This window comes from Rhizobium aethiopicum, from assembly GCF_014197535.1.
Lineage (GTDB): Bacteria > Pseudomonadota > Alphaproteobacteria > Rhizobiales > Rhizobiaceae > Rhizobium > Rhizobium aethiopicum_A.
The window spans coordinates 49,897-72,556 of the sequence record NZ_JACIFV010000003.1 but is presented as its reverse complement, the minus strand read 5'-3'; the positions used below and the strand labels follow the sequence as shown (position 1 = coordinate 72,556).

Below are 22,660 nucleotides of genomic sequence, written 5' to 3'. Positions count from 1 at the left end.
GGGCAGGTGGCTGAAATCAAGTCCCATGAGTTCGAGACTTTCCTGCAGAAATCGGCCGGGAACTATCGGATTTTCGTCGTTTACGGGCCGGATCGGGGTCTGGTTTCCGAACGTGCCGGCCAGATCGCCGGCAAGACCGGCGTCGCACTCGACGACCCTTTCTCGCTGACCAAACTCGATATCGGCGATCTGCAGAAGGATCCCGGTCGCCTGGTTGACGAGGCTCGGTCTATCGGCTTGTTCGGCGGCGAGAAACTCATCTGGATCCGCGGCGCCGCCAACGAAAAATACTTGGTCGACTCGCTGACACTGCTGGCCGAGAAACCGCTCGAAGCCGCCTACCTGATCGTCGAGGCCGGCGACCTGAAAAAAGGATCCCTGCTTCGCAAGACTGCGGAAGTCGCACGATCCGTCATGACGATCCCCTCCTACGCCGACGATAGCCGGGCTCTGAACGGCTTGATCGACGCTGAACTCGGGGCGGAGAAGCTTGGCATTACCCCGGCAGCCCGTCAGGCGCTGATCGCACTGATCGGCGGTGATCGCATCGCTTCTCGTAACGAAGTGCGCAAGCTCGCCCTTTATTGCAGCGGACTCAATACGGTCGAGGAACATCACGTTGCCGAAATAATTGGCGACGCCAGCGCGATCTCCGTTGATGACGCCGTCGATGCCATCCTCAGCGGTGACCTCAACGGTTTTCTGCATGCCATGCAAAAGATCAGCAGTTCAAAAACCGCGATCTTTCTGGTGCTGCAGGCCTGCCTGAAGCAATTCCAGCTTCTGGACATGATGCGCGCTGAAATGGAAGAAAAGCGGGTGCAGGCGCCTCAAGTCATGCAGACGATGGGTCGGCATCTGCATTTTCGCCGCAAGCCGATCATTGAGCAGGCGCTCCGCCACTGGTCGGCGGAAAACATCGCGCGTGAATCCAATCGCCTGCAGGCGGCGATCCTCCAGAGCCGACGGCGGCAGGTGCTGGAAGACAGTGTTGCGATGCAAACACTTCTCTCCACCACCCTTCAATCCGGTCGCAAATCCGGGTGATCATCGCCTTTCCAGCAGGCGGCAGATTTCCTCGAGCTGTTCCAGCGACTTATAGGAAATTTTGATCTGGCCGCCACCGTTCTTGTGATTGATTGAAACCTCAAGGCCGAGCGCATCGGAAAGCGTCCGCTCCAGCGCCAGCGTATCCGAATCCTTCTGATCGCGACGGAGGGCCGGCTGCTGCGGCTCCGATTGCGCCTTGATATTGTTCTGCGCCAACTTCTCGGCATCACGCACCGACATGCCCTTGGCGACAATGGTGCGGGCAAGGCTTGCCGGGTCGGGCGTCGACACAAGCGCGCGGGCATGGCCGGCGGAAAGGCTGCCGGCGGCGAGAAGATCGCGAACCGGATCGGGCAATTTCAGCAAACGCAACGAGTTGGCGACGTGACTCCGGCTTTTACCGATGATCTCGCCAAGATCATTTTGGGTGTAGCCATATTCGGCGATCAGCTGCTCATAGCCCAATGCCTCTTCGAGAGGATTGAGATCCGCTCGCTGCACGTTTTCGACGATCGCAATCTCAAGCGCGGTCTTGTCGTCAACGTCGCGAATAATGACGGGAATTTCGATCAGGCCGGCGAGCTGAGCTGCCCGCCAGCGCCGTTCGCCGGCAATGATTTCATATCTGTCTTGCGACATCGTCCGCACCACGATCGGCTGAACGATACCGTGCTGACGGATGGAACTCGCAAGATCGTGCAGTTCGGTGTCATCGAAGAAACGACGCGGATTGCGCGGGTTGCGGCTGACGAATTCGATCGGAATCATCCGGTCGGCGCTGACGGTGCGTTCAGCTTCGACCGGAACAGGCTGATCCATTTCACCAATCAGTGCTGCAAGGCCGCGACCCAGTCGTCTTTTCGAGACATCGTCATTCATAATCTACACTCACCTCATTCCGGAAATGATCTTACGCGGCCAGTCTCTGGCGCTCACGCTGAATGACCTCGGAGGCCAGTTGCAGATAGGCCTGGCTACCCGCGCATTTCAGATCATAGAGAATAGCGGGCTTGCCGTAGGACGGCGCCTCGGACACCCGGACGTTACGGGGAATTAACGTATGATAAACCTTTTCCCCGAGATGCGTCCGCACATCATTGACCACCTGCTGGGCCAAATTGTTACGCGCATCGAACATCGTCAAGACGATGCCCTGGATATCCAGCCGCGGATTTACTGTCCGACGAACCTGACTGACGGTCTCGAGCAGCTGGCTCAGCCCCTCCAGCGCAAAAAATTCGCATTGCAGCGGCACCAGCACCGAATGGGCGGCCGCCATGGCATTCATCGTCAGCAAATTGAAAGAGGGCGGGCAATCCAGAAGAATATAGGAGAATGCCATAGCCTCGGGAGAGGACAGTGCCTTCCGCAATTTGAACACCCGATCGCTCTGCTGCGAGATTTCCATCTCGATGCCAAGCAGATCCATGGTCGAAGGAACGATGAAGAGGTTGGGAACGGCTGTTTCCAGCGTCACGTCGCGGATCCCGCGGTCACCGACCATCAGGTCATAGGAGGAGAGCTTGCGGTCGCGGCGGTCGATACCGAGGCCAGTGCTGGCATTGCCCTGCGGATCCAGATCGACGATCAGGACACGCTCGCCGATAGCGGCCAGCGCCGTTGCCAGATTGATTGCAGTGGTCGTCTTGCCAACGCCACCTTTCTGATTTGCGATGGTTATTATCCGATGTCGTTCGCCAGCCATTGCTGCAATATCCGATCTGTTAAACCAAGCGCCGGAGGTTCGATACTTCCAAAATCACGGATTCCTGCTCGACGACGCTCTCATGTTCTATCAGATCGAATTCCCACCGACCACGGGCTTCGGCGATTTCCCTCAGGTAATCCCGGCCTTTGTGAAAAAACCCCCGGCAATTTTCCTTGCCAAGCATCCAGGGGGCTGAATAGCCGATCAACCCATCAAGATCGGCCAGGGCTCGCGCTGAAATCGCCTCGCAATCGCCGATCTCGCCAGGGGCGTCTTCGATTCGAATGGCATGTACGCTCCCCCGTGCATTCGTCTCCCGCAGCGCCGTTCGCAGAAACGCTGCCTTTTTATGGTTGCTTTCGACAAGATGCACCCATCCCTCCTGCAGCTCTGCCAGGAAGATTGCGGTAATCACACCGGGAAAGCCGCCACCGCTGCCGAGATCGACCCAGGTGACGGGCCGAGGGCAGATCTGAAAAATCTGACTGCTATCAGCAATATGGCGGTGCCACAGCGCATCGACCGTCGATGGCGCCACCAGATTGATCGTTTTTGCCCATTTCTGAAACAGCGTCGCGAAATGTTGAAGTCGTTCCTGTGTTTCACGTGAAACACGCAACCCGTTCAATTCCATTCTGAAAGACTCTCACATCTTGTATCAGGCGCGTTGGCGTTCAAATCCGCGCTGCCGACGCAGGTGCACGAGCAGCAGCGCAATGGCAGCAGGGGTCATGCCCTCGACAATCGCTGCCTGGGCAACGTTGAACGGGCGAGCAACACTGAGCTTCGCCTTGAGCTCGTTCGAAAGCCCCGAGAGCGCGTCATAATTAAAATCAGCCGGTATCCGCCGCTCCTCGTCGCGTTGTTGATCGGCGATCGCAGCCGCCTGCCGATCAAGGTAGACCGAGTAACCTGCCTCGATCTCCAACGCCTCCGCGACCTTTGGCCGGAGCCTACCCAGTTCCTCCGGCCAAACCTGTCGAAGTGCGGCGAAATCATAGGCCGGGTAAGACAAGAGATCGTAGGCCGTCCGGCGCTGGCCATCGAGGTTAATGTTCAAGCCCGCCCGTCGCGCCTCATTGGGCGTCACTGTCAGCGCCATCAGCTGGGCGCGCCCAGCGTCAATCTCGGCCTGATACCTGTTGAATCGCTCGGCGCGCTCGGCGCTCACACATCCAAGCTCCATAGCCAGCGGTGTCAGCCGCACATCGGCGTTGTCGGCACGCAAAGTCAGGCGGTACTCCGCACGCGAGGTAAACATTCGATACGGTTCCGTAACGCCGCGCGACGTCAGGTCGTCGATCATCACGCCGATATAGGAGCTTGTGCGGCTGAAATGGAACGGGTCCGAATCGGAACTGCGTAGGGCGGCATTCAGTCCAGCTGCCAGTCCCTGGGCCGCTGCCTCCTCATAACCGGTGGTGCCATTGATCTGGCCCGCGAGGAACAGACCTCTCAGTCGCTTGACCTCAAGCGATGGGGTAAGCTCTCTTGGATCGACATGGTCATATTCGATGGCATAACCCGGCTGCAGTATCCTCGCCGATTCGAGTCCCGGAATGGTCTTGATGAAGGCGGCTTGAACTTCGGCCGGCAGCGACGTTGAAATGCCGTTCGGATAAACCGTGTCGTCATCCAGTCCCTCGGGTTCCAGAAAGACCTGATGTCCGTCGCGCTCCCCGAATTTCACCAGCTTATCTTCGATGGACGGGCAGTAACGCGGTCCGACGCCTTCGATCTGCCCGGAATACATCGCCGAACGCTTGATATTCTCGACAATGATGCGGTGTGTCGCCTCGGTGGTCCTGGTAACGCCGCATTCGACCTGCCGTGTGGTGATGGAATCGGTCATGAAGGAAAAGGGCACGAGTTCCTCATCCGCACCCTGTCGGCCGACGGACTGCCAGTCGATCGTCTTACCATCCAGCCGGGCCGGCGTTCCGGTCTTTAACCGTCCCAGCCGCAGCCCCAACCCCGCCAGGGTGGCGGACAGACCGATCGACGGAGCTTCGCCGACGCGACCGGCCGGCGTCTTTTCAGAGCCGATATGAATAAGACCGCGCAGGAAGGTGCCGGTTGTCAAGACCACGGCCGGCGCCTGCAGCCGTCGGCCGTCTTTCATGATGACGCCAGCAACACGGCCATCGATCACATCGAGATCGAATGCGTCGCCCTCGATAATGTCCAAGCCTGGCGTCGCTTCGATTGCAGCGAGCATCGCCAGCCGGTAAAGCTTTCGATCTGCCTGGGTCCGTGGACCCCGCACGGCCGCACCCTTTTTGCGGTTCAGCATTCTGAACTGGATGCCGGCAACATCGGCAACGCGGCCCATCAGGCCATCCATCGCGTCGATCTCACGAACCAGATGTCCTTTGCCGAGCCCGCCGATCGCCGGATTGCAGGACATGATCCCGATCGTGTCTCGTCTGTGGGTAACGAGCGCAGTTATCGCACCGAGGCGCGCAGCCGCACTGGCCGCCTCAGTCCCTGCATGGCCGCCGCCGATGACGATCACATCATAGCCACTATCGGTCATATCAAAACTCCAAAACAGCAGGGTTTCTCGTGAACCTGAGGGCGCTCCGCCGGAAAAGGTTTCACGTGAATCACTTGCCGATGCAAAACTCCGAGAAGATCACGTCGAGCAACTGTTCGACGTCCACCCGCCCGGTAATTCTCCCCAGGTATTCAGCCGCAAGCCGAAGGTGCTCGGTGCGCAGTTCAAGATCTGCGTCAATCTCCAAGATTGCCGCGTCGAGCGCTGCCAAACATTTCGTCAGCGAATCCTTATGCCGCTGTCGGCTGGGGATGGCCAGAGACAGGCCACTGAAACGCTCGGCGACAACGCGCCCGATCAGCTGACGCAACTCCGACAGACCGTCACCGGTCAGCGTCGAAATCTTCAGGTCATAGCGATCCGAACCAGTCTCAACGAGATCCTTCTTCGTTCCGACAGTAACATGGGGCAAAGTCTGCTCCAAGTCACCGGGGATCGTCGGATTGCTCATGTCGACCAGCAGCAGCGCAAGATCGGCATCACGAAGCGCAACATGCGCGCGCCGCACGCCCTCCATTTCCACCCGGTCGTCCGCCTGGCGCAGACCGGCGGTGTCATAGAGTTTGACAAGATAACCGTCAATATCGAGATCAACCTGCAGCACATCACGGGTCGTTCCGGCAATGTCGGTGACGATTGCGACGTCACGCCGGGCCAGAGCGTTCAGCAGGCTCGATTTTCCGGCATTCGGAGCGCCGGCGATCACCACTTTAAAGCCGTCCCTGATGATTTCGCCCGCCGAGGACGCTTTGAGATGAAGGCCGATATCGTCGCGAAGCCGCGTCATGTCGGTCCAGACCATATCCGAGACGGAGCCCGGAACGTCGTCTTCGTCGGGAAAATCAAGCTCCGCCTCGATCAAGGCCCGAGCCCGGGTTAATCGTTCCGCCCACGAATCGTAAATTGCCGAGACACCGCCGGCACTCTGCTCCACGGCAAGACGGCGCTGCATTTCGGTTTCGGCGCCGATCAGGTCGGCGAGCCCCTCGATCTCGACAAGATCAAGCTTGCCGTTTTCGAAGGCCCGCCTCGAAAACTCGCCCTCATTGGCCATACGAACACCTGGGATATCGCCAAGTTCGGAGAACAATGCTGCCAGCACGGCCTTACTGCCGTGGACCTGCAACTCGGCCACATCCTCGCCGGTAAAGGAGTATGGGGCGGGGAAAAATAGCACTAAGCCGTTGTCGATCGGTTGGTTGTTACGAGTCCGAATCGTTCGGTAGGAAGCCGTTCGGGCAGCCGGTGCCGACCCCGCCAGCCGGATCAATATATCTCTGGTCAGCGGACCGCTGATGCGGACGACCGAAACACCTGCGGGCGGAGCGCCGCTCGAAAGCGCATAGATGGTATCATTCAACAGGGCCATGCGTCCGGTTTTCAGTTCGAGTCCGTATCGATTCCCTTAAACAAAAAGCTGGCGACATCGAGACGATGCGCCAGCTCTTATAGGAGGAATCCGGCTAAGGATCAGGTGTTCATCGACTCGAAGAAGTCCGAATTGTTCTTCGTCTGTTTGAGTTTATCGATCAGGAATTCGATCGCATCGGTGGTACCCATCGGCGCGAGAATACGACGCAGAACGAAGATCTTCTGCAGGTCCTGGCGTGGAACAAGAAGGTCTTCCTTGCGTGTGCCGGACTTCAGAATGTCCATCGCCGGGAAGATGCGCTTGTCGGCAACCTTGCGGTCAAGGACGATTTCGGAGTTGCCGGTACCCTTGAATTCTTCAAAGATGACTTCGTCCATGCGGCTGCCGGTATCGATCAACGCGGTCGCGATGATCGTCAGAGAACCGCCTTCCTCGATGTTGCGCGCGGCGCCGAAGAAGCGCTTCGGCCGCTGCAGCGCGTTGGCATCGACGCCGCCCGTCAGAACCTTGCCGGAGGAGGGAACGACCGTGTTATAGGCGCGGCCGAGGCGCGTAATCGAATCGAGCAGGATGACGACGTCGCGCCCGTGCTCGACCAGACGCTTTGCTTTTTCAATGACCATTTCGGCCACCTGGACGTGACGCACTGCCGGCTCGTCAAAGGTCGAGGAGATAACCTCGCCGCGAACCGAGCGCTGCATGTCGGTCACTTCCTCGGGACGCTCGTCGATCAGGAGGACGATGAGGTAACATTCCGGATGATTGGCCGTGATCGAATGCGCGATGTTCTGGAGAAGCACGGTCTTACCGGTGCGCGGCGGCGCGACGATCAGTCCGCGTTGGCCCTTGCCAAGCGGCGCCACCAGGTCGATCACACGCGGCGACAGATCCTTGGAGGTCGGGATCTCGAGTTCCATCTTGAAGCGCTCATTCGGATAGAGCGGCGTCAGGTTGTCAAAATGTACCTTGTGACGAATCTTTTCCGGATCGTCGAAATTGATGGTGTTGACCTTGAGCAGCGCGAAATAACGCTCGCCTTCCTTTGGCCCGCGGATCGGTCCCTCGACCGTGTCGCCGGTTTTCAGCGAGAAACGGCGGATCTGCGACGGCGAGATGTAGATGTCGTCGGGACCAGGCAGGTAGTTTGCATTCGCCGAGCGCAGGAAGCCGAAACCGTCCTGCAGCACCTCGACGACCCCTTCACCGATGATTTCCACATCCTGGCTGGCAAGCATTTTGAGGATCGCAAACATCAGCTCCTGCTTGCGCATCGTGCTTGCATTCTCGACCTCGAGCGATTCGGCGAAAGCCAGAAGATCCGTCGGGGATTTGCTCTTAAGTTCCTGAAGCTTCATTTCAGCCATGAAGTGACCAATACTCTTTTCAATTTCGAAGGGGAAAGGCGATGTTGGGTCGTATTCGGTACTGCGAAAGGGGCTCGCAGACGACTGAAATCTACACACATGCCACGTAGATGAGATGCGCGGAAAATAGCGACTCGTTATCGCCGCCGCAAGGGGGCTGCTTAAAATGAAGCAAATTTAACCTGAGGGAGGATTTCTCCTCAGAATGGCTTCACCACCACGAGGATCACGATCGCGATCATCAGCACTGTCGGCGCCTCGTTCATGAACCGCCAGTAGCGCGCAGAACGGCGGTTTTCGTCCCGCTCGAACGCGCCCACGGCGCTGCTGAAGAACATATGGATCGCGGTCAGCAGCGCCACCAGGCCGATCTTTGCATGCAGCCAGCCGCCCTGGAACCCGTAGACCGACCAGGCGAGATAGAGACCGAAGATCCAGGTCAGCATCATCGCCGGCGTCATGATGAGGCGAAGCAGCCGGCGCTCCATCACCTTGAAGGTTTCCGACTGCACCGAGCCTGGTTCGGCGTCGGTATGATAGATGAACAACCGCGGCATATAGAACAGCCCTGCCATCCAGGAGATGACCGCGATGATATGAAGCGCTTTGATCCAGAGATAGAGGTTGTCGGGATTCCAGGCGAAAAGCCCAACTGCCATCAGCGCGAAGAAGACGAGCGCAAAATGCGCGCGGCGCCGGGCGTAAGCGCCGGCTCTGCGATCCGTCTGCTTTTCCATCGTCATGCCTGTGGCATCCGTGAGCCCCGCACGCGCTCGACCAGCAAACGCACATGCTCGGGATCGGCTTGCGGCGTGATGCCGTGGCCGAGATTGAAGATCAGCGGTCCATTGCCGAGATGATGCAGAATATCGTCGATACCCTCTTCCAGTGCTCGGCCGCCGGCAACGACGCGCATCGGATCGAGATTGCCCTGAACCGGACCATCCTTCTGAAGTTCGGCGGCAAAGGCCAACGGGACGGTCCAGTCGAGACCGATCGCATCCGCTCCGGTCTTCTGACGATAGGTTTTCAGCTGGTAGCCTGCACCCTTGGCGAAGGCGATGATGCGCGCCTGCGGCCGCCGCGCTTTGATCGAAGCGATCATCCGTGCAACCGGCTTGACGGCGAAGGCGTCGAACTCTTTCTCGCCGAGAACACCCGCCCAGGAATCGAAGATCTGCACGGCATCGGCGCCGGCGTCGATCTGCGCCACCAGATAATCGGCAGAAACGTCGGCAAGCAGCATCAGCAGATGCTCGAAGGCGCGAGGATGTTTGTAGGCGAAGAGACGGGCAGGGGCCTGATCCGGGGTGCCGTGGCCGGCGATCATATAGGTCGCAACCGTCCAAGGCGCGCCGCAGAAACCGAGCAGAGTCGTCTCTTCAGGCAATTCCTGCCGCAACCGCCGAACCGTTTCCAGAACCGGTCCGAGATAATCGACAACGTCGTCGCCGTTCAATCTGCCGATGCCCGCTTCATCGATCGGATCCATCTCCGGTCCATGGCCTTCAGTGAAACGAACATTCCGCTTCATCGCGTCGGGAATGACAAGAATGTCGGAAAACAGGATCGCTGCATCGAAGCCGTAGCGGCGGATCGGCTGCAACGTCACTTCAACGGCGTGATCGGGCGTGTAGCAGAGATCGAGGAAGCTTCCGGCCTTTGCCCGGGTCTCCCTGTATTCCGGCAGATAGCGTCCTGCCTGTCTCATCAGCCAGAGAGGAGGAGGGAAGACGCTTTCGCCGTCGAGAACCCTCATGATCTTTCGCCGCCTATCGCTCAAGCGCGTCTTCCCTATAAAAAATCAAAGATATTTTAAAAGGTTTCTATTTCTTAGAGTCGGTGTCTATCAAGGATTAAAATCTATCCACCGCCGATGCCATTTGTCGCGTGTTCGAAGAGGAACTCGAAAGAATTTCTCCGTTCCTGTCAAATTCCGGGGAGAATCCGAATCCGAAAGCGATTCCAGATCCTTGCCGGGGGACGCGTTTTTTCGTGCCTGTGGATAGGCTGTGGGCTGGTGGACGACAAGCCGATTTCATCCCCAGCCTCCACAGGAGCGGTCGAAACCCGTCCGGAAAATTCGAAATGTGGATAAGCAGGCATGTTTTCCCTTGCCCGAGGCAGCCTCGCCGCCTTAGCTCTCCATCATCCAGTCTTTTCAACAGGCAGCGGAAAATAACGTGGAGAACAGAACGAACTTCTTTCATCTGCACCTGATTTCTGACTCGACCGGAGAGACTCTCATCTCCGCCGGCCGCGCCGCTTCGGCGCAGTTCAGATCCGCTCAGCCGATCGAGCATGTCTATCCGCTGATCCGCAATCGCAAACAGCTGCTGCCGGTTCTGCAGGCGATCGATGATGCGCCCGGGATCGTGCTCTACACCATTGTCGACCGCGATCTGGCGAACCTGATCGACGAGCGCTGCGTCGAGATGGGTGTCGCCTCGGTCAACGTGCTTGAGCCGGTCATGAATGCGTTCCAGATCTATCTTGGCGCCCCGTCCCGCCGCCGTGTCGGAGCCCAGCATGTGATGAATGCCGGTTACTTCGCCCGCATCGAGGCGTTGAACTTCACCATGGATCATGACGACGGCCAGATGCCGGATGATTACAACGATGCCGATGTCGTCATCATCGGCATCAGCCGGACATCGAAGACGCCGACCAGCATCTATCTCGCCAATCGCGGCATCAAGACGGCGAACATCCCGATCGTCTACGGCGTACCCTTGCCGGAGAACCTGCTCGCGGCAACAAAACCGCTGATCGTCTGCCTGATCGCCACTACCGACCGGATTTCCCAGGTCCGAGAAAATCGTGTGCTCGGGACGACCCAAGGTTTCGACCGCGAGCACTATACCGATCGAGCCACGATCTCCGAGGAGCTGAAATATGCCCGCTCCCTCTGCGCTCGCCACGGATGGCCGCTGATCGATGTTACTCGCCGCTCGATCGAGGAAACGGCGGCTGCCATTGTTGCCCTCCGCCCGAAGCTGCGCTAAGCGCTGACGAAAAGCCGGGAGTGGAGAATCCATGACACCGAAACTCATCCTTGCATCGTCGAGCCCTTTTCGGCGGATGCTGATGGAAAATGCCGGTCTCTCCTTTGAGGCACATCCCGCAGAGATCGACGAAAGGGCGGTTGAGGCGCCGCTGGAAAAAGCCGGTGCGAAGCCGGATACCGTCGCCTGCATCCTGGCCAAGGCTAAGGCCGAAGATGTCAGCGCCCGTTTTCCCGAGGGTCTCGTCATCGGTTCGGATCAGACGATGTCGCTCGGCGACCGCGTTTTTCACAAACCGAAGGATCTGGCCGATGCAGCGAACCACCTTCGCGCCCTGTCGGGCACGACCCACCGGCTGAACAGCGCCATCGCGATCGTCCACGACGGCGCCGTCCTGTGGGAGCATGTCGGCCATGCCGAACTGACGATGCGACCCTTGACGGAAGATTTCATCGCCAGGCACCTGGTGCGGGTGGGTGACCGGGCGCTCTCCAGCGTCGGCGCCTACCAGCTGGAAGGCGAGGGCGTTCAACTCTTCGAGAAGATCGAGGGCGACTATTTCACCATACTCGGGCTGCCGATGCTGCCGCTCCTGGGAAAATTGCGAGAATTGGGGGCGATTGATGGATGATTCACGTGAAACACTGGGGCCGAATGCATTTGTCACGGGCTTTCCCATCAGGCATTCGCGCTCGCCGCTGATCCATGGATACTGGTTGAAGACGCTTGGCCTGCCGGGCAGCTACCGCGCCCACGAGGTGGCGCCCGATGTCTTTCCCGATTTCATTGCCTCGCTGAAGGACGGCAGTTCCGGTTTTATCGGAGGCAATGTCACCATCCCCCACAAGGAACTTGCCTTCCGGCTCGCCGACAAGCCGGACGATCTGGCGCATGAGCTCGGCGCCTCGAATACGCTCTGGTTGGAGGATGGCCTCCTGCATGCCACCAATACCGACGGCCGCGGCTTCACCGCCAATCTCGACGAGCGCCATCCCGGCTGGGACCGTCATGATACGGCCGTGGTCTTCGGTGCCGGCGGCGCAAGCCGGGCGATCATTCAGGCGGTCCGCGATCGTGGCTTTAAGGAAATCCACGTCGTCAACCGCACTGTCGAACGCGCACGAGAACTGGCCGATCGCTTCGGTCCGAGAGTTCGAGCCCATCCGGTGGGCGCGCTTGCCGAAGTCATGCATGGCGCCGGCCTCTTCATCAACACGACCTCGCTCGGCATGGATGGCGAAGCGGCGCCGTTGATCGATTTTGCGCCGCTTGCAGCGGATGCCGTCGTCACCGATATCGTCTACGTCCCCTTGAAGACACCGATCTTGAGGCAGGCGGAACAGCAGGGACGGCCGATCGTCGATGGTCTCGGCATGCTGCTGCACCAGGCTGTTCCCGGTTTCGAAAAATGGTTCGGCAAGCGCCCCGTTGTCGACGCGGCGTTGCGCGCTCTGATCGTTGCTGACATGGAAGTCCACTGATGCTGAAGATCGGACTCACCGGCTCAATCGGAATGGGAAAATCGACGGTCGGCAAACTCTTTGCCGAAGCCGGAATTCCCTTGAACGACTCCGACGCCGTTGTCCATGACCTCTACGCCGGCGAGGCAGCGCCGCTGGTGAATGCCGCTTTTCCCGGCACGATGAAGGATGGAGCAGTCGACCGGCATGAGCTGGGCCGCCAGCTCACGCTTGATCCCGAAGGCTTTAAACGCCTCGAAGCGATCGTCCATCCGCTGGTTCGCAAACGGGAAATGGAATTTCTGGCGCGACAGCAGGCAGACGGCGCTGAAATGGTTCTGCTCGATATTCCGCTGCTCTTCGAAACCGGCGCCTGGGAAAGAGTGGATGTGATCGTCGTCGTCAGCACCGATCCACAGATTCAGCGTCAGAGGGTGCTTGCGCGCGACGACATGACCGAGGAAAAATTCGACATGATTCTCTCTCGCCAGACGCCGGATGCGGAAAAACGACGCCGCGCCGATTATCTGGTCGACACCAGCCACAGCATTGCCGAGACGAGGACGCAGGTGCTTGAGATCATCGCCGAGCTGAAGAAGCGGATTGCCAAGGGAGATTTCCGGAATGCGTGAGATCATCTTCGATACGGAAACTACCGGCCTCGATAACCGCGCCGACCGTATCATCGAAATCGGCGGCATCGAACTCTTCAACCATTTTCCGACCGGCAACACGCTGCATATCTACATCAACCCGGGAGACCAGAAGGTCCATCCGGATGCGCTCGCGGTACACGGCATTACCGATGAATTCCTGAAGGACAAAAAGCCTTTCGCCGCGGTTGCCGACGAAATCCTCGCCTTCTTCGGCGACGGCAAGTGGATCGCTCATAACGCGACCTTCGATATGGGCTTTATCAACGCCGAATTCGCGCGCATCGGTTTGCCGCCAATCCTGCCGGACAAGGTCATCGATACGCTGTCGATGGCGCGGCGCAAGCACCCGATGGGACCGAATTCGCTCGACGCGCTCTGCCGGCGTTACGGCATCGACAACTCGCATCGTACCAAACACGGCGCGCTGCTCGACTCCGAACTATTGGCCGAAGTTTATATCGAGATGATCGGCGGCAGACAGGCAGCGTTCGGCCTGAGCATATCGGGTCAACCCGGCCAGGCGGCCCGCGGTGACATGGCGATGGAAGACGATATGGCGTTTGCAGCGACGCTCGAACGCCCTCGTCCGCTTGGCTCCCGCCTCAGCCAGTCTGAAGCGCAGGCGCATGAGGCGCTGGTCGCCAAACTCGGCGAAAAGGGCATCTGGGCGAAATACGCCAGCCCGAATTGAAAATGCCCGGGACCGGCCCGGGCATCCGCATGTCAGAATCAAAAGAATTCGATCAGTTCGGAACGGCCTGAACCTTGGCGCGGGCCTGTTCTTCGGCAACGCGCTGAGCGAACATCTGCGTGAAGTCGATCGGGTCGATCATCAGCGGCGGGAAACCGCCATTGCGGGTCACGTCGGCGATGATCTGACGGGCGAAGGGGAAGAGCATACGCGGGCACTCGATGAAGAGAACCGGCAGCATGTGCTCCTGCGGGAAACCGGCGACGCGGAAGACGCCGCCATAGACGAGTTCCGTATGGAACACCGTCTTGTCGCCGTCCTTGGCTTCGGCATTCAGCGACAGCACGACATCGAAATCCGTGTCGGAAAGCGGGTTGGCGTTGACGTTCACATTGATGTTGATCGTCGGAGCCTTGTCGCGGGCCTGCAGCGAACGCGGCGCACCCGGATTTTCGAAGGAGAGGTCCTTGGTATATTGCGCAAGGATCGAAAGAGTGGGGTTCGTCGCACCGTTGCTGTTGGTATCGTCTGCCATTGGCTTTTCCTCGAAGGGCATGGGAATGGTGCCGCCATCTAACATTTCGGGGAGGGCCTTACAACCCTGGGCGCAAGCCGCACCCGATCGCCGGCAAGACCTCAGTCACCGAGATGTTTGCCGGACCATGGCGAGTTCCGGTCCGGTTCCCTATGATAGTCCTCCTCGTCCAGATCGACCACCTTTGAATTCGGGTTGCGATCGCGGAAATCGGCTTTCGGGCGGTCGGAAAAGCCGCCTTTGGCGTTGACGACGACAAAGCGTTTGGCGATCGACCGCCAGACGAAATCGCGCACCGGCGGAATGAGAATGAGGATGGCGATGATATCCGTGAGGAAACCGGGAATGATCAGGAGCAGCGCGGCAATGACCGTCATCGCCGGCCTCAGCAGATCGCGTCCGGGCATCACGCCGTTCCGTCCTTCGCTCGACATCCGGCGCAGGATACCGATCCCTTGCCGGCGCAGCAGGACCACGCCGAGAGCGAAGCTCGCCATGACGAGCGCAAGGGTCAGCGCCAGGCCGATCGCCCGGCCGACGACGACGAAGCCGGCAATTTCGCCAAGCGGCAGCAACAGTATGAAAGCCGGCAGAATTGAAAAACGCATGGTGATCATGTCCCGGGTTTTGCCGGTCTCCTCGTGGCGCTGGCGAAGATGCCAGCCATGATTTGAATCATCTGTATAGGCGGACTATATGGGAGTACAAATCAGAGATGTTAACGGCGGTTGCGATACGACATGAGTTCGAACGACTTCATCACATTATTCTTCCTGGTGGCGGCGGTGCTGATCTTCTTTCAGCTTCGCTCCGTGCTCGGGCGCCGCACAGGAAATGAGAAGCCGCCGCGCGATCTCTATAGCCCGCGAGATGCGGCTCCGCCCGAAGCCGCTGATGCTGGTAAGGTCGTGACCCTGCCGCGCCGTGATGCGACGGCCGATGATGAGGATCGCTTCTCCGCCATCGACGCCTTTGCCGCACCGGGGACACCGCTGAATGAATCGCTGCGCGCGCTCAACAAGGCCGATCCTTCCTTCAGCCCGAAGGAGTTTCTGAACGGCGCCCGCATGGCCTACGAAATGGTCGTCATGGCCTTTGCCGACGGCGACCGCAAAACGCTGAAGAGCCTTTTGTCCCGCGAGGTCTATGACGGCTTCGAGGCGGCGATCGCCGAGCGCGAGGCCCGGGGCGACAAGGTCAAGTCCACCTTCGTCGGTATCGACAAGGCCGAGATCACCCATGCCGAGACGAAGGGCAGCGAAGCGCAGATCACTGTGCGCATCGTCAGCCAGCTGATATCGGCAACCTATGACAAGGCGGATGCGCTGATTGAAGGGGACGCCGAGAACGTCGCCGAGGTCAACGATCTCTGGACCTTCGCCCGCGACACCCGTTCGCGCGATCCGAACTGGAAACTTGTGGCGACCGAATCGGAACATGAGTGATCAGGCATCGGACTTCGTCCTGCAGGCCATCAGCTTTGATAATCTGGAAGGCTGGAAGGATGATGATCCCTCCAGCCTTTTTGAAGTGATGCGACGCTGCCGCCGGCAGATCACCGACGTCAAATCCTATCGCACCGGCTCGCTTGGCCTGAGCGCGGAGGATCTGCTTCCGCTTCTTGTGGACGCTGAAAATTTTACCCCGTCGTCGCCCGCAGTGGCGCGCGCCTTTTTCGAGACGCGTTGCCGGCCATTTCTGATCCGCCGCCAGGACGGCAAGTCCGGTTTCGTCACCGCCTTTTACGAGCCGGAGGTCGAGGTATCGGATCGGCCAAACGAGCTCTTCCGTTTTCCCTTCTACAGTCGCCCGAACGATCTGATCGATCTCGATGACGGCAATCGCCCCGCCGAATTGGATGGATCCTATGTTTTCGGCCGCTTGCATGATGACGGCCGCATTGGCGCTTATCCGGATCGCCGCGAGATCGATCAGGGCTTTCTCGCCGGTCGCGGCCTGGAAATCGCCTGGGCGAAATCGAAGGTCGATGTCTTCTTTGTACATGTGCAGGGTGCCGCGCGCCTGCGCCATCGCGACGGCCGAATCGGCCGCATCACCTATGCGGCGAAGGCCGGCCATCCCTTCTCGGCGATCGGCAAGCTCTTGATCGAGCGCGGGGAGATCGACCGCGCCGAGATTTCCATGCAGTCGATCCGCGCCTGGCTGGCCCGCAATCCCGAGCGGGTGGACAAGGTGCTATGGCACAACCGCTCCTATATTTTCTTCCGGGAAGCGGCGGTTGCCGATCCTGAGGCCGGTCCGATCGCCGCCGCCAAGGTGCCGCTTCTCCCCGGGCGCTCGCTCGCGGTCGACCGGATGATCCATACCTTCGGCTTCCCCTTTTTCATCCGCGCCGACAGCCTCACCCATCTTGATCACGGTCGCCCCTTCCGCCGGCTGATGCTGGCGCTCGATACCGGCTCGGCGATCGTCGGGCCGGCGCGCGGCGATATCTTCACCGGTTCGGGGGACTTGGCCGGAGAGCGCGCCGGCACCGTCCGCAACGATGCCGATTTCGTCATCCTCATCCCCAAAGCTGCCGCCGGACGATTCGACTGATGGCCAGGGATCGCAAGCTCAGCGCCGATGAGAGGATCCTGTGGGGCAAGGTTGCCCGCAGCACGCGGCCGATGCCGGGCAAGGCCGGTGAGCTTAGCGAACTCGATGCCTTTCTCGTCGAAACGGAAGCGGCGGCAGAACGGCAGAGAGCCGAAAAGCAGGCCTCCGTTTCGCCGACGGCGGCACAGCCGGCCCCACCGTCGACACCGAGGCAGCCGGCCAAGGTGCACCATCCGCTGGAACGGCCGGTCAAGCGCAAGATCGCCAAAGGCCGGCTGGCGCTCGAGGCGCGCATCGACCTGCATGGACTGGTGCAGAGCGAGGCCCATGTCATTCTTCTCGATTTTTTAATCCGCGCCCATGAGCGCGGCATGCGCCACGTGCTTGTCATCACCGGCAAGGGCAGCTCGCTGGGCAGCAAAGGTGCATTGAAGCGGGCCGTCCCCCTGTGGTTCTCGAAGCCCGAATTCCGCTACCTGATCTCCTCCTATGAGCCGGCCGCACAGCATCATGGCGGTGAGGGCGCGCTCTATATTCGTCTGTCGCGGCGGCATGGGGAAAAGTCATGACGCCCTTCGGAGAGGCGGTTCGCAGGCTGAGAGCCCGCAAAGGCGTCTCGCAGAAGGAGATGGCCGCAGCGCTGAACGTCTCTCCCGCCTATCTCTCGGCGCTCGAACATGGCAAGCGCGGCCTGCCGACATTCGACCTGCTGCAGCGCATCGCCGGCTATTTCAACATCATCTGGGATGAGGCCGAGGAACTGTTTCTGCTTGCCCGTTCCTCCGACCCCCGCGTCGTCATCGACACGTCAGGCCTGCCGCCGGAATATACCGATTTCGCCAACCGGCTGGCCCGGCGGATCCGTAAGCTTGACAGTGCTGAGATCGCCCGGTTATCGGCTGTTCTCGAAAATGGCGGCAAAGGCGACGGAAAAGCGTCATAATCCCCTGTTTTATGGCTGGTTCAGGGGACTTGCCATTGGGAACCGGGCTCAAAAAACCTATATACGAAGGTGAAGAAAGCCGGTGATTCGCAGGGCGCGCCGCCGCTTTACGACAACAGGGAAAATCTCGACAGAATGAGCGATACATCCGCGACGGAAAACGGCGTAAGCACCGAATATGGCGCAGATTCCATCAAGGTCCTGAAGGGCCTCGACGCTGTGCGCAAGCGCCCCGGCATGTATATCGGCGACACCGACGACGGCTCCGGCCTGCATCACATGGTCTACGAAGTCGTCGACAACGCGATCGACGAAGCGCTGGCCGGCCATGCCGACATCGTCACCGTCACTCTTAACCCGGATGGCTCGGTGACGGTCACCGATAACGGCCGCGGTATCCCGACCGACATCCATAGCGGCGAAGGCGTCTCGGCAGCCGAAGTCATCATGACGCAGCTGCATGCCGGCGGCAAATTCGACCAGAACTCCTACAAGGTCTCGGGCGGTCTCCACGGCGTCGGCGTTTCCGTCGTCAACGCGCTCTCCGTCTGGCTGAAGCTGAAGATCCGCCGCCAGGGCAGGATCCACGAAATGAGCTTCACCCACGGCGTGGCCGATGCGCCGCTGAAGGTCACCGGCGACGCGCCCGATGAGACCGGCACGGAAGTGAGCTTCATGCCGAGCAGCGAAACCTTCACCATGACGGAGTTCGACTACGGCACGCTGGAGCATCGCCTGCGCGAGCTCGCCTTCCTGAACTCCGGCGTCCGCATTCTGCTGACCGACAAGCGCCATTCCGATATCAAGCAGGAAGAGCTGCGTTATGATGGCGGCCTCGAGGCTTTCGTCGCCTATCTCGACCGTGCCAAGAAGTCGCTCGTCGACAAGCCGGTTGCCATCCGCGGCGAAAAGGACGGCATCACCGTCGAAGTGGCGATGTGGTGGAACGACAGCTATCACGAGAACGTGCTCTGCTTCACCAACAACATTCCCCAGCGTGACGGCGGCACCCATATGGCCGGCTTCCGCGCGGCCTTGACCCGTCAGGTGGTTTCCTATGCCGACAATTCCGGCATCACCAAAAAGGAAAAGGTGACGCTGCAGGGCGAAGATTGCCGCGAAGGCCTGACGGCGGTGCTGTCGGTCAAGGTGCCCGATCCGAAATTCTCGTCGCAGACCAAGGATAAGCTGGTTTCCTCGGAAGTCCGCCCTGTCGTCGAAAGCCTCGTCAACGAAGCGCTGAACACCTGGTTCGAGGAGCATCCGAGCGAAGCCAAGATCCTCGTCGGCAAGGTCGTCGAAGCCGCCGCTGCGCGCGAAGCGGCCCGCAAGGCTCGTGAACTGACCCGTCGCAAGGGCGCGCTCGATATCGCCTCGCTGCCCGGCAAGCTTGCCGACTGCTCCGAGCGCGACCCGGCCAAATCCGAAGTTTTCCTGGTCGAGGGCGATTCCGCCGGCGGCTCGGCCAAGCAGGGCCGGTCGCGTGAGAACCAGGCGATCCTGCCGCTGCGCGGCAAAATCCTGAACGTCGAGCGCGCCCGTTTCGACAAGATGCTCTCCAGCCAGGAAATCGGCACGCTGATCACCGCGCTCGGCACCGGCATCGGCAAGGATGAGTTCAATGCCGAAAAGCTGCGCTATCACAAGATCATCATCATGACGGACGCCGATGTCGACGGCGCCCATATCCGCACCCTGCTGCTCACCTTCTTCTTCCGCCAGATGCCGGAACTGATCGAGCGCGGCCATCTCTACATCGCCCAGCCGCCGCTCTATAAGGTCGCACGCGGCAAGTCGGTGCAGTATCTGAAGGACGAGAAGGCGCTCGAGGAATATCTCATCGCCCAAGGCCTGGAGGATGCGGCATTGAGGCTCGGCAGCGGCGAGGTCCGCACCGGGCAGGACCTGCGCGAAGTCATCCTCGATGCGCTGCGCATGCGCGCTTTGCTCGACAATCTCCATTCGCGCTACAATCGCGCCGTCGTCGAACAGGCAGCGATCGCCGGCGCGCTCAATGCCGAGCTCGTCAGCGATCAGGCAAGAGCGCAGGCATTGGCGAGCGAGGTCGCAGGCCGTCTCGACATCATTGCCGAAGAGACCGAACGCGGCTGGCAGAGCGACCTGGCGAGCGATGGCGGCCTGCGCCTTGAGCGCATGGTTCGCGGTGTCAAGGAAGTGGTGGTGCTCGACATGGCGCTGATCGGCTCCTCCGACGCCCGGCACATCGACCAGCTGACCGCGCGCCTCAAGGAAATCTATCAGACGCCGCCGTCGCTGCACCGGCGCGAAGGCGACATCGAGATTTCAGGGCCGCGCGCCCTGCTCGACGCGATCTTTGCCAGCGGCCGCAAGGGTCTCAGCATGCAGCGCTACAAGGGCCTCGGCGAGATGAATGCCGAGCAGCTCTGGGAAACGACGCTCGATCCGAATGTCCGTTCGCTGCTGCAGGTCAAGGTTGCCGACGCCACCGATGCCGATGGCCTCTTCGCCCGCCTGATGGGGGACGAAGTCGAGCCACGGCGTGAATTCATCCAGGACAATGCGCTGAGCGTCGCCAATCTCGATATCTGATCGAGATTTCTTCAACAAAAGCCCCGCCGGTCCTCGAATGGCGGGGCTTTCTTTGTCTGGTTTCCTCAGTTTGCGACGAAATGGCCGTTGAAGGCGAGCTCGGAGACTGGCTTGCGCTGGCTCGGGACTTCGCGCGCCTGGTTGCGTTCTGAAAGGACGCTCTTGTCGGCCAGACGGCCGACGGCAACGCCTGCTTCGACCCGGTAACCCTCCGGAATATCGAAGGTTTTTCTGATATCCTCATGTTTGATGCCGCCCATGCCATGGGCATAGAAGCCGGAAAGGCGCGCTTGCAGCGCCAGGTATCCCCAGGCTGCACCGGCGTCGAAGGAATGGGTGTAGCTCGGCTTTTCCTCGCCGGACCCAGCAACGCCGGTGAAGCTGCGTGAGACGACGAAGATCAGCGCCGATGCGTTCTTCGCCCATTCCTGATTGGCGTCGACGAGCAGTGCGACGAATTTCTCCCAATGCTCCGAGCCCTTGAGGGCATAAATGAAGCGCCAGGGCTGCTGGTTGGAAGAGGACGGCGCCCAATGGGCGGCTTCGAGCAGGCTGAGCAGCTGTGCCTCCTCGATGATTTCGCCGGTAAAGGCGCGGGGCGACCAGCGGTCGAGAAACATCGGATCGATCGGATATTGGGATTCGCGGTTATTGCTCTGCGTCATGCTTGTTCCAGGGTTGGGGCACAAAAATTGTTGAGGTCAATCGGTCCAGACGATGTCGAGTTCCTCGCGGAAGGCGAAACGCTTCAGATGATCGTCGATCACGCCCTGCATCCTTGCCTGCTGGTCGAGATCGGCAACGGAAAGCGTCATGGTGAGCGCCGCATCGTCGGCGGCGAATGTCACCTCGACGCTATCGCTGAACGGCACCCGGCCCTGATGCGGATCGAAATCGACGCTGAACTTGTGGCTCCAGTGTTTGCAGAGCTGCTGCAGGTAGCGGCTCGCATGTTCGGTGCGTACGACGGCCTTGGAGAGGTGCATGTCGAACTCCATCTCATCTTTGACAAGAGCATGTCGCGCAAAACTGTGCAGCGGTTTTGCGATAACGACATGCGTAAAACAAGGACCTAAAGCGCGGGCCAAGCGAATCTGAGAGATCGTGACGCGCTTTAGAACCAAGTCATATTTCCTGCTTCGCCGGCTTGGCAAGCGCAGTGTCGTCGCAGTTGGGTGGACGGACTGTCTCCATAAGAGCGGCCTTACGCGCGCGCCGAAGCAGGGTAATGGACTGCTTCAATCAATCGGTCGGAGCAGTGCGTATGCTGGTGAACGGAAAATGGACGGAAGACTGGCAGCCCGTTCAGTCAAAGGATGAAAAAGGCGGCTTCGTCAGGCAGATTTCGAGTTTCCGCAATTGGGTGACGCCGGATGGCCAGCCTTGGCCGCTACCATCTTTACGTCGCCTATATCTGCCCCTGGGCCTCGCGAACCCTGATTGGCCGTAAGCTCAAGGGACTGGAAGATGTCATTTCCGTCTCGGTCGTCGAACCGGTGCTGACAAAGCAGGGCTGGCGCTTCGGCGACTATCCCGGTGCAACGCCGGATCATGTCAACGGCACGACCTACATGCATGAAATCTATACGAGGGCAGCGCCTGACTTCACCGGCCGGGCCACCGTGCCGGTTCTTTGGGACAGAGAGAGGCAGACCATCGTCAACAATGAATCGGCCGATATCCTGCGCATGCTGAACAGCGGCTTCGGCGATCTGGCGAAAAATCCGATCGACCTTTATCTCGTCGAAAGACGCGCCGAGATCGATGCTTTCAACGAACGCATCTATCCCGCCCTCAATAACGGGGTCTATCGCGCCGGTTTTGCCACCACGCAGATCGCCTATGAGGAAGCCTTCGGCGATGTCTTCTCCTGCCTCGAGTGGATCGAGCCGAAATTCGAAGGTCGGTCTTTCCTCTTCGCGGATCACCCCACGGAAAGCGATATCCGCCTTTTCGTCACGCTGGTGCGCTTCGACGTCGCCTATCACGGCATCTTCAAATGCAATCTGCGCCGGCTTTCGGATTATGCCAATTTGCGCGCCTTCTGCCGGCGCATGCTGGATTGGCCGGGCATTGCCGAAACGGTGAATCTCGACCACATCAAGCGTGGCTACTACTCGGTCGAAAGCCTGAACCCGACGAAAATCGTTCCTGCCGGTCCGGATCTCTCCGAAATTTTCTAGGAACGC

23 protein-coding genes and 1 pseudogene are annotated in these 22,660 nt (G+C 59.7%); 12 read left to right on the top strand and 12 right to left on the bottom strand.

Annotated elements, in window-relative coordinates; translation table 11 throughout:
• The first annotated feature begins 6 nt into the window (after positions 1-6).
• Positions 7-1,047, top strand: a complete 1,041-nt coding sequence (gene holA, locus GGD53_RS05860; protein ID WP_184454462.1) for a DNA polymerase III subunit delta — start codon at positions 7-9, stop codon at positions 1,045-1,047.
• On the opposite strand, the gene GGD53_RS05855 is transcribed toward holA, so the two are convergent.
• The 8 genes from GGD53_RS05855 to hemE all read right to left on the bottom strand — a co-directional run bounded on the left by GGD53_RS05855 (position 1,048) and on the right by hemE (position 9,834).
• Positions 1,048-1,929, bottom strand: coding sequence for a ParB/RepB/Spo0J family partition protein (locus GGD53_RS05855; RefSeq protein ID WP_184454460.1), 882 nt, complete (start codon positions 1,927-1,929; stop codon positions 1,048-1,050).
• A 31-nt stretch (positions 1,930-1,960) separates the two neighbouring features.
• The gene (locus GGD53_RS05850; RefSeq protein WP_184454458.1) at positions 1,961-2,755 is read right to left on the bottom strand and encodes a ParA family protein; all 795 of its coding nucleotides are present in this window, start codon (positions 2,753-2,755) and stop codon (positions 1,961-1,963) included.
• A gap of 19 nt (positions 2,756-2,774) precedes the next feature.
• Complete coding sequence (rsmG, locus tag GGD53_RS05845; protein ID WP_184454456.1) at positions 2,775-3,392, bottom strand: 16S rRNA (guanine(527)-N(7))-methyltransferase RsmG; 618 nt, start codon at positions 3,390-3,392, stop codon at positions 2,775-2,777.
• 24 nt (positions 3,393-3,416) lie between these two features.
• On the bottom strand, positions 3,417-5,294 hold the full coding sequence (mnmG, locus tag GGD53_RS05840) for a tRNA uridine-5-carboxymethylaminomethyl(34) synthesis enzyme MnmG (RefSeq protein ID WP_184454454.1): 1,878 nt from the start codon (positions 5,292-5,294) through the stop codon (positions 3,417-3,419).
• Between the two features lie 70 nt (positions 5,295-5,364).
• Entirely contained in the window at positions 5,365-6,684 is a 1,320-nt protein-coding gene (gene mnmE, locus GGD53_RS05835; RefSeq protein WP_184454452.1) for a tRNA uridine-5-carboxymethylaminomethyl(34) synthesis GTPase MnmE, read from the bottom strand.
• A 101-nt stretch (positions 6,685-6,785) separates the two neighbouring features.
• Positions 6,786-8,051, bottom strand: a complete 1,266-nt coding sequence (rho, locus tag GGD53_RS05830; protein ID WP_088391233.1) for a transcription termination factor Rho — start codon at positions 8,049-8,051, stop codon at positions 6,786-6,788.
• A gap of 200 nt (positions 8,052-8,251) precedes the next feature.
• Positions 8,252-8,794 (bottom strand): protoporphyrinogen oxidase HemJ, encoded by a 543-nt coding sequence (gene hemJ, locus GGD53_RS05825; RefSeq protein WP_184454450.1) that lies wholly within the window; start codon positions 8,792-8,794, stop codon positions 8,252-8,254.
• Positions 8,791-9,834, bottom strand: a complete 1,044-nt coding sequence (hemE, locus tag GGD53_RS05820) for a uroporphyrinogen decarboxylase (RefSeq protein WP_184454448.1) — start codon at positions 9,832-9,834, stop codon at positions 8,791-8,793. Before hemE ends, hemJ begins: the two co-directional genes overlap by 4 nt.
• Positions 9,835-10,234: 400 nt before the next feature.
• Between hemE and GGD53_RS05815 the strand changes: the two genes are divergently transcribed.
• The 5 genes from GGD53_RS05815 to dnaQ are packed head-to-tail and all read left to right on the top strand — an operon-like array spanning position 10,235 to position 13,863.
• Positions 10,235-11,056: a pyruvate, water dikinase regulatory protein gene (locus tag GGD53_RS05815; RefSeq protein WP_184454446.1), complete on the top strand. Its 822-nt coding sequence runs from the start codon at positions 10,235-10,237 to the stop codon at positions 11,054-11,056.
• 31 nt (positions 11,057-11,087) lie between these two features.
• On the top strand, positions 11,088-11,687 hold the full coding sequence (locus GGD53_RS05810; RefSeq protein ID WP_184454444.1) for a Maf-like protein: 600 nt from the start codon (positions 11,088-11,090) through the stop codon (positions 11,685-11,687).
• Positions 11,680-12,537, top strand: coding sequence for a shikimate dehydrogenase (locus GGD53_RS05805; RefSeq protein ID WP_184454442.1), 858 nt, complete (start codon positions 11,680-11,682; stop codon positions 12,535-12,537). Before GGD53_RS05810 ends, GGD53_RS05805 begins: the two co-directional genes overlap by 8 nt.
• A complete protein-coding gene (coaE, locus tag GGD53_RS05800) occupies positions 12,537-13,148 on the top strand; it encodes a dephospho-CoA kinase (protein ID WP_184454440.1) in 612 nt (203 codons plus the stop codon). Before GGD53_RS05805 ends, coaE begins: the two co-directional genes overlap by 1 nt.
• Positions 13,141-13,863: a DNA polymerase III subunit epsilon gene (gene dnaQ / locus GGD53_RS05795; protein ID WP_184454438.1), complete on the top strand. Its 723-nt coding sequence runs from the start codon at positions 13,141-13,143 to the stop codon at positions 13,861-13,863. Before coaE ends, dnaQ begins: the two co-directional genes overlap by 8 nt.
• Before the next feature lie 52 nt (positions 13,864-13,915).
• Here the strand turns inward: dnaQ and secB are convergent, their stop codons facing one another.
• Together secB and GGD53_RS05785 are read right to left on the bottom strand one after the other, a co-directional pair.
• Positions 13,916-14,398, bottom strand: coding sequence for a protein-export chaperone SecB (secB, locus tag GGD53_RS05790; RefSeq protein ID WP_184454436.1), 483 nt, complete (start codon positions 14,396-14,398; stop codon positions 13,916-13,918).
• 101 nt (positions 14,399-14,499) lie between these two features.
• Positions 14,500-15,006 (bottom strand): FxsA family protein, encoded by a 507-nt coding sequence (locus GGD53_RS05785; protein WP_348647399.1) that lies wholly within the window; start codon positions 15,004-15,006, stop codon positions 14,500-14,502.
• A 132-nt stretch (positions 15,007-15,138) separates the two neighbouring features.
• Here GGD53_RS05785 and GGD53_RS05780 point away from each other — a divergent pair, with 132 nt between their 5' ends.
• From GGD53_RS05780 to gyrB, 5 genes are all read left to right on the top strand, one after another.
• Positions 15,139-15,843: a Tim44/TimA family putative adaptor protein gene (locus GGD53_RS05780; protein WP_184454433.1), complete on the top strand. Its 705-nt coding sequence runs from the start codon at positions 15,139-15,141 to the stop codon at positions 15,841-15,843.
• Positions 15,836-16,957: a murein transglycosylase A gene (mltA, locus tag GGD53_RS05775; RefSeq protein WP_184454431.1), complete on the top strand. Its 1,122-nt coding sequence runs from the start codon at positions 15,836-15,838 to the stop codon at positions 16,955-16,957. Before GGD53_RS05780 ends, mltA begins: the two co-directional genes overlap by 8 nt.
• Positions 16,957-17,526 (top strand): Smr/MutS family protein, encoded by a 570-nt coding sequence (locus GGD53_RS05770; protein WP_184454429.1) that lies wholly within the window; start codon positions 16,957-16,959, stop codon positions 17,524-17,526. Before mltA ends, GGD53_RS05770 begins: the two co-directional genes overlap by 1 nt.
• The gene (locus GGD53_RS05765) at positions 17,523-17,900 is read left to right on the top strand and encodes a helix-turn-helix domain-containing protein (RefSeq protein WP_184454427.1); all 378 of its coding nucleotides are present in this window, start codon (positions 17,523-17,525) and stop codon (positions 17,898-17,900) included. The genes GGD53_RS05770 and GGD53_RS05765 overlap by 4 nt, the downstream gene beginning before the upstream one ends.
• Positions 17,901-18,035: 135 nt before the next feature.
• Positions 18,036-20,471, top strand: a complete 2,436-nt coding sequence (gene gyrB / locus GGD53_RS05760) for a DNA topoisomerase (ATP-hydrolyzing) subunit B (RefSeq protein WP_184454425.1) — start codon at positions 18,036-18,038, stop codon at positions 20,469-20,471.
• Between the two features lie 65 nt (positions 20,472-20,536).
• Here the strand turns inward: gyrB and GGD53_RS05755 are convergent, their stop codons facing one another.
• Positions 20,537-21,136 (bottom strand): nitroreductase family protein, encoded by a 600-nt coding sequence (locus tag GGD53_RS05755; RefSeq protein WP_184454423.1) that lies wholly within the window; start codon positions 21,134-21,136, stop codon positions 20,537-20,539.
• A gap of 36 nt (positions 21,137-21,172) precedes the next feature.
• Entirely contained in the window at positions 21,173-21,457 is a 285-nt protein-coding gene (locus GGD53_RS05750; protein WP_184454421.1) for a DUF2218 domain-containing protein, read from the bottom strand.
• Positions 21,458-21,735: 278 nt separating this feature from the next.
• Between GGD53_RS05750 and GGD53_RS05745 the strand changes: the two are divergent.
• A pseudogene (locus GGD53_RS05745) lies at positions 21,736-22,654 on the top strand (glutathione S-transferase family protein).
• The last annotated feature ends 6 nt before the right edge of the window (positions 22,655-22,660 follow it).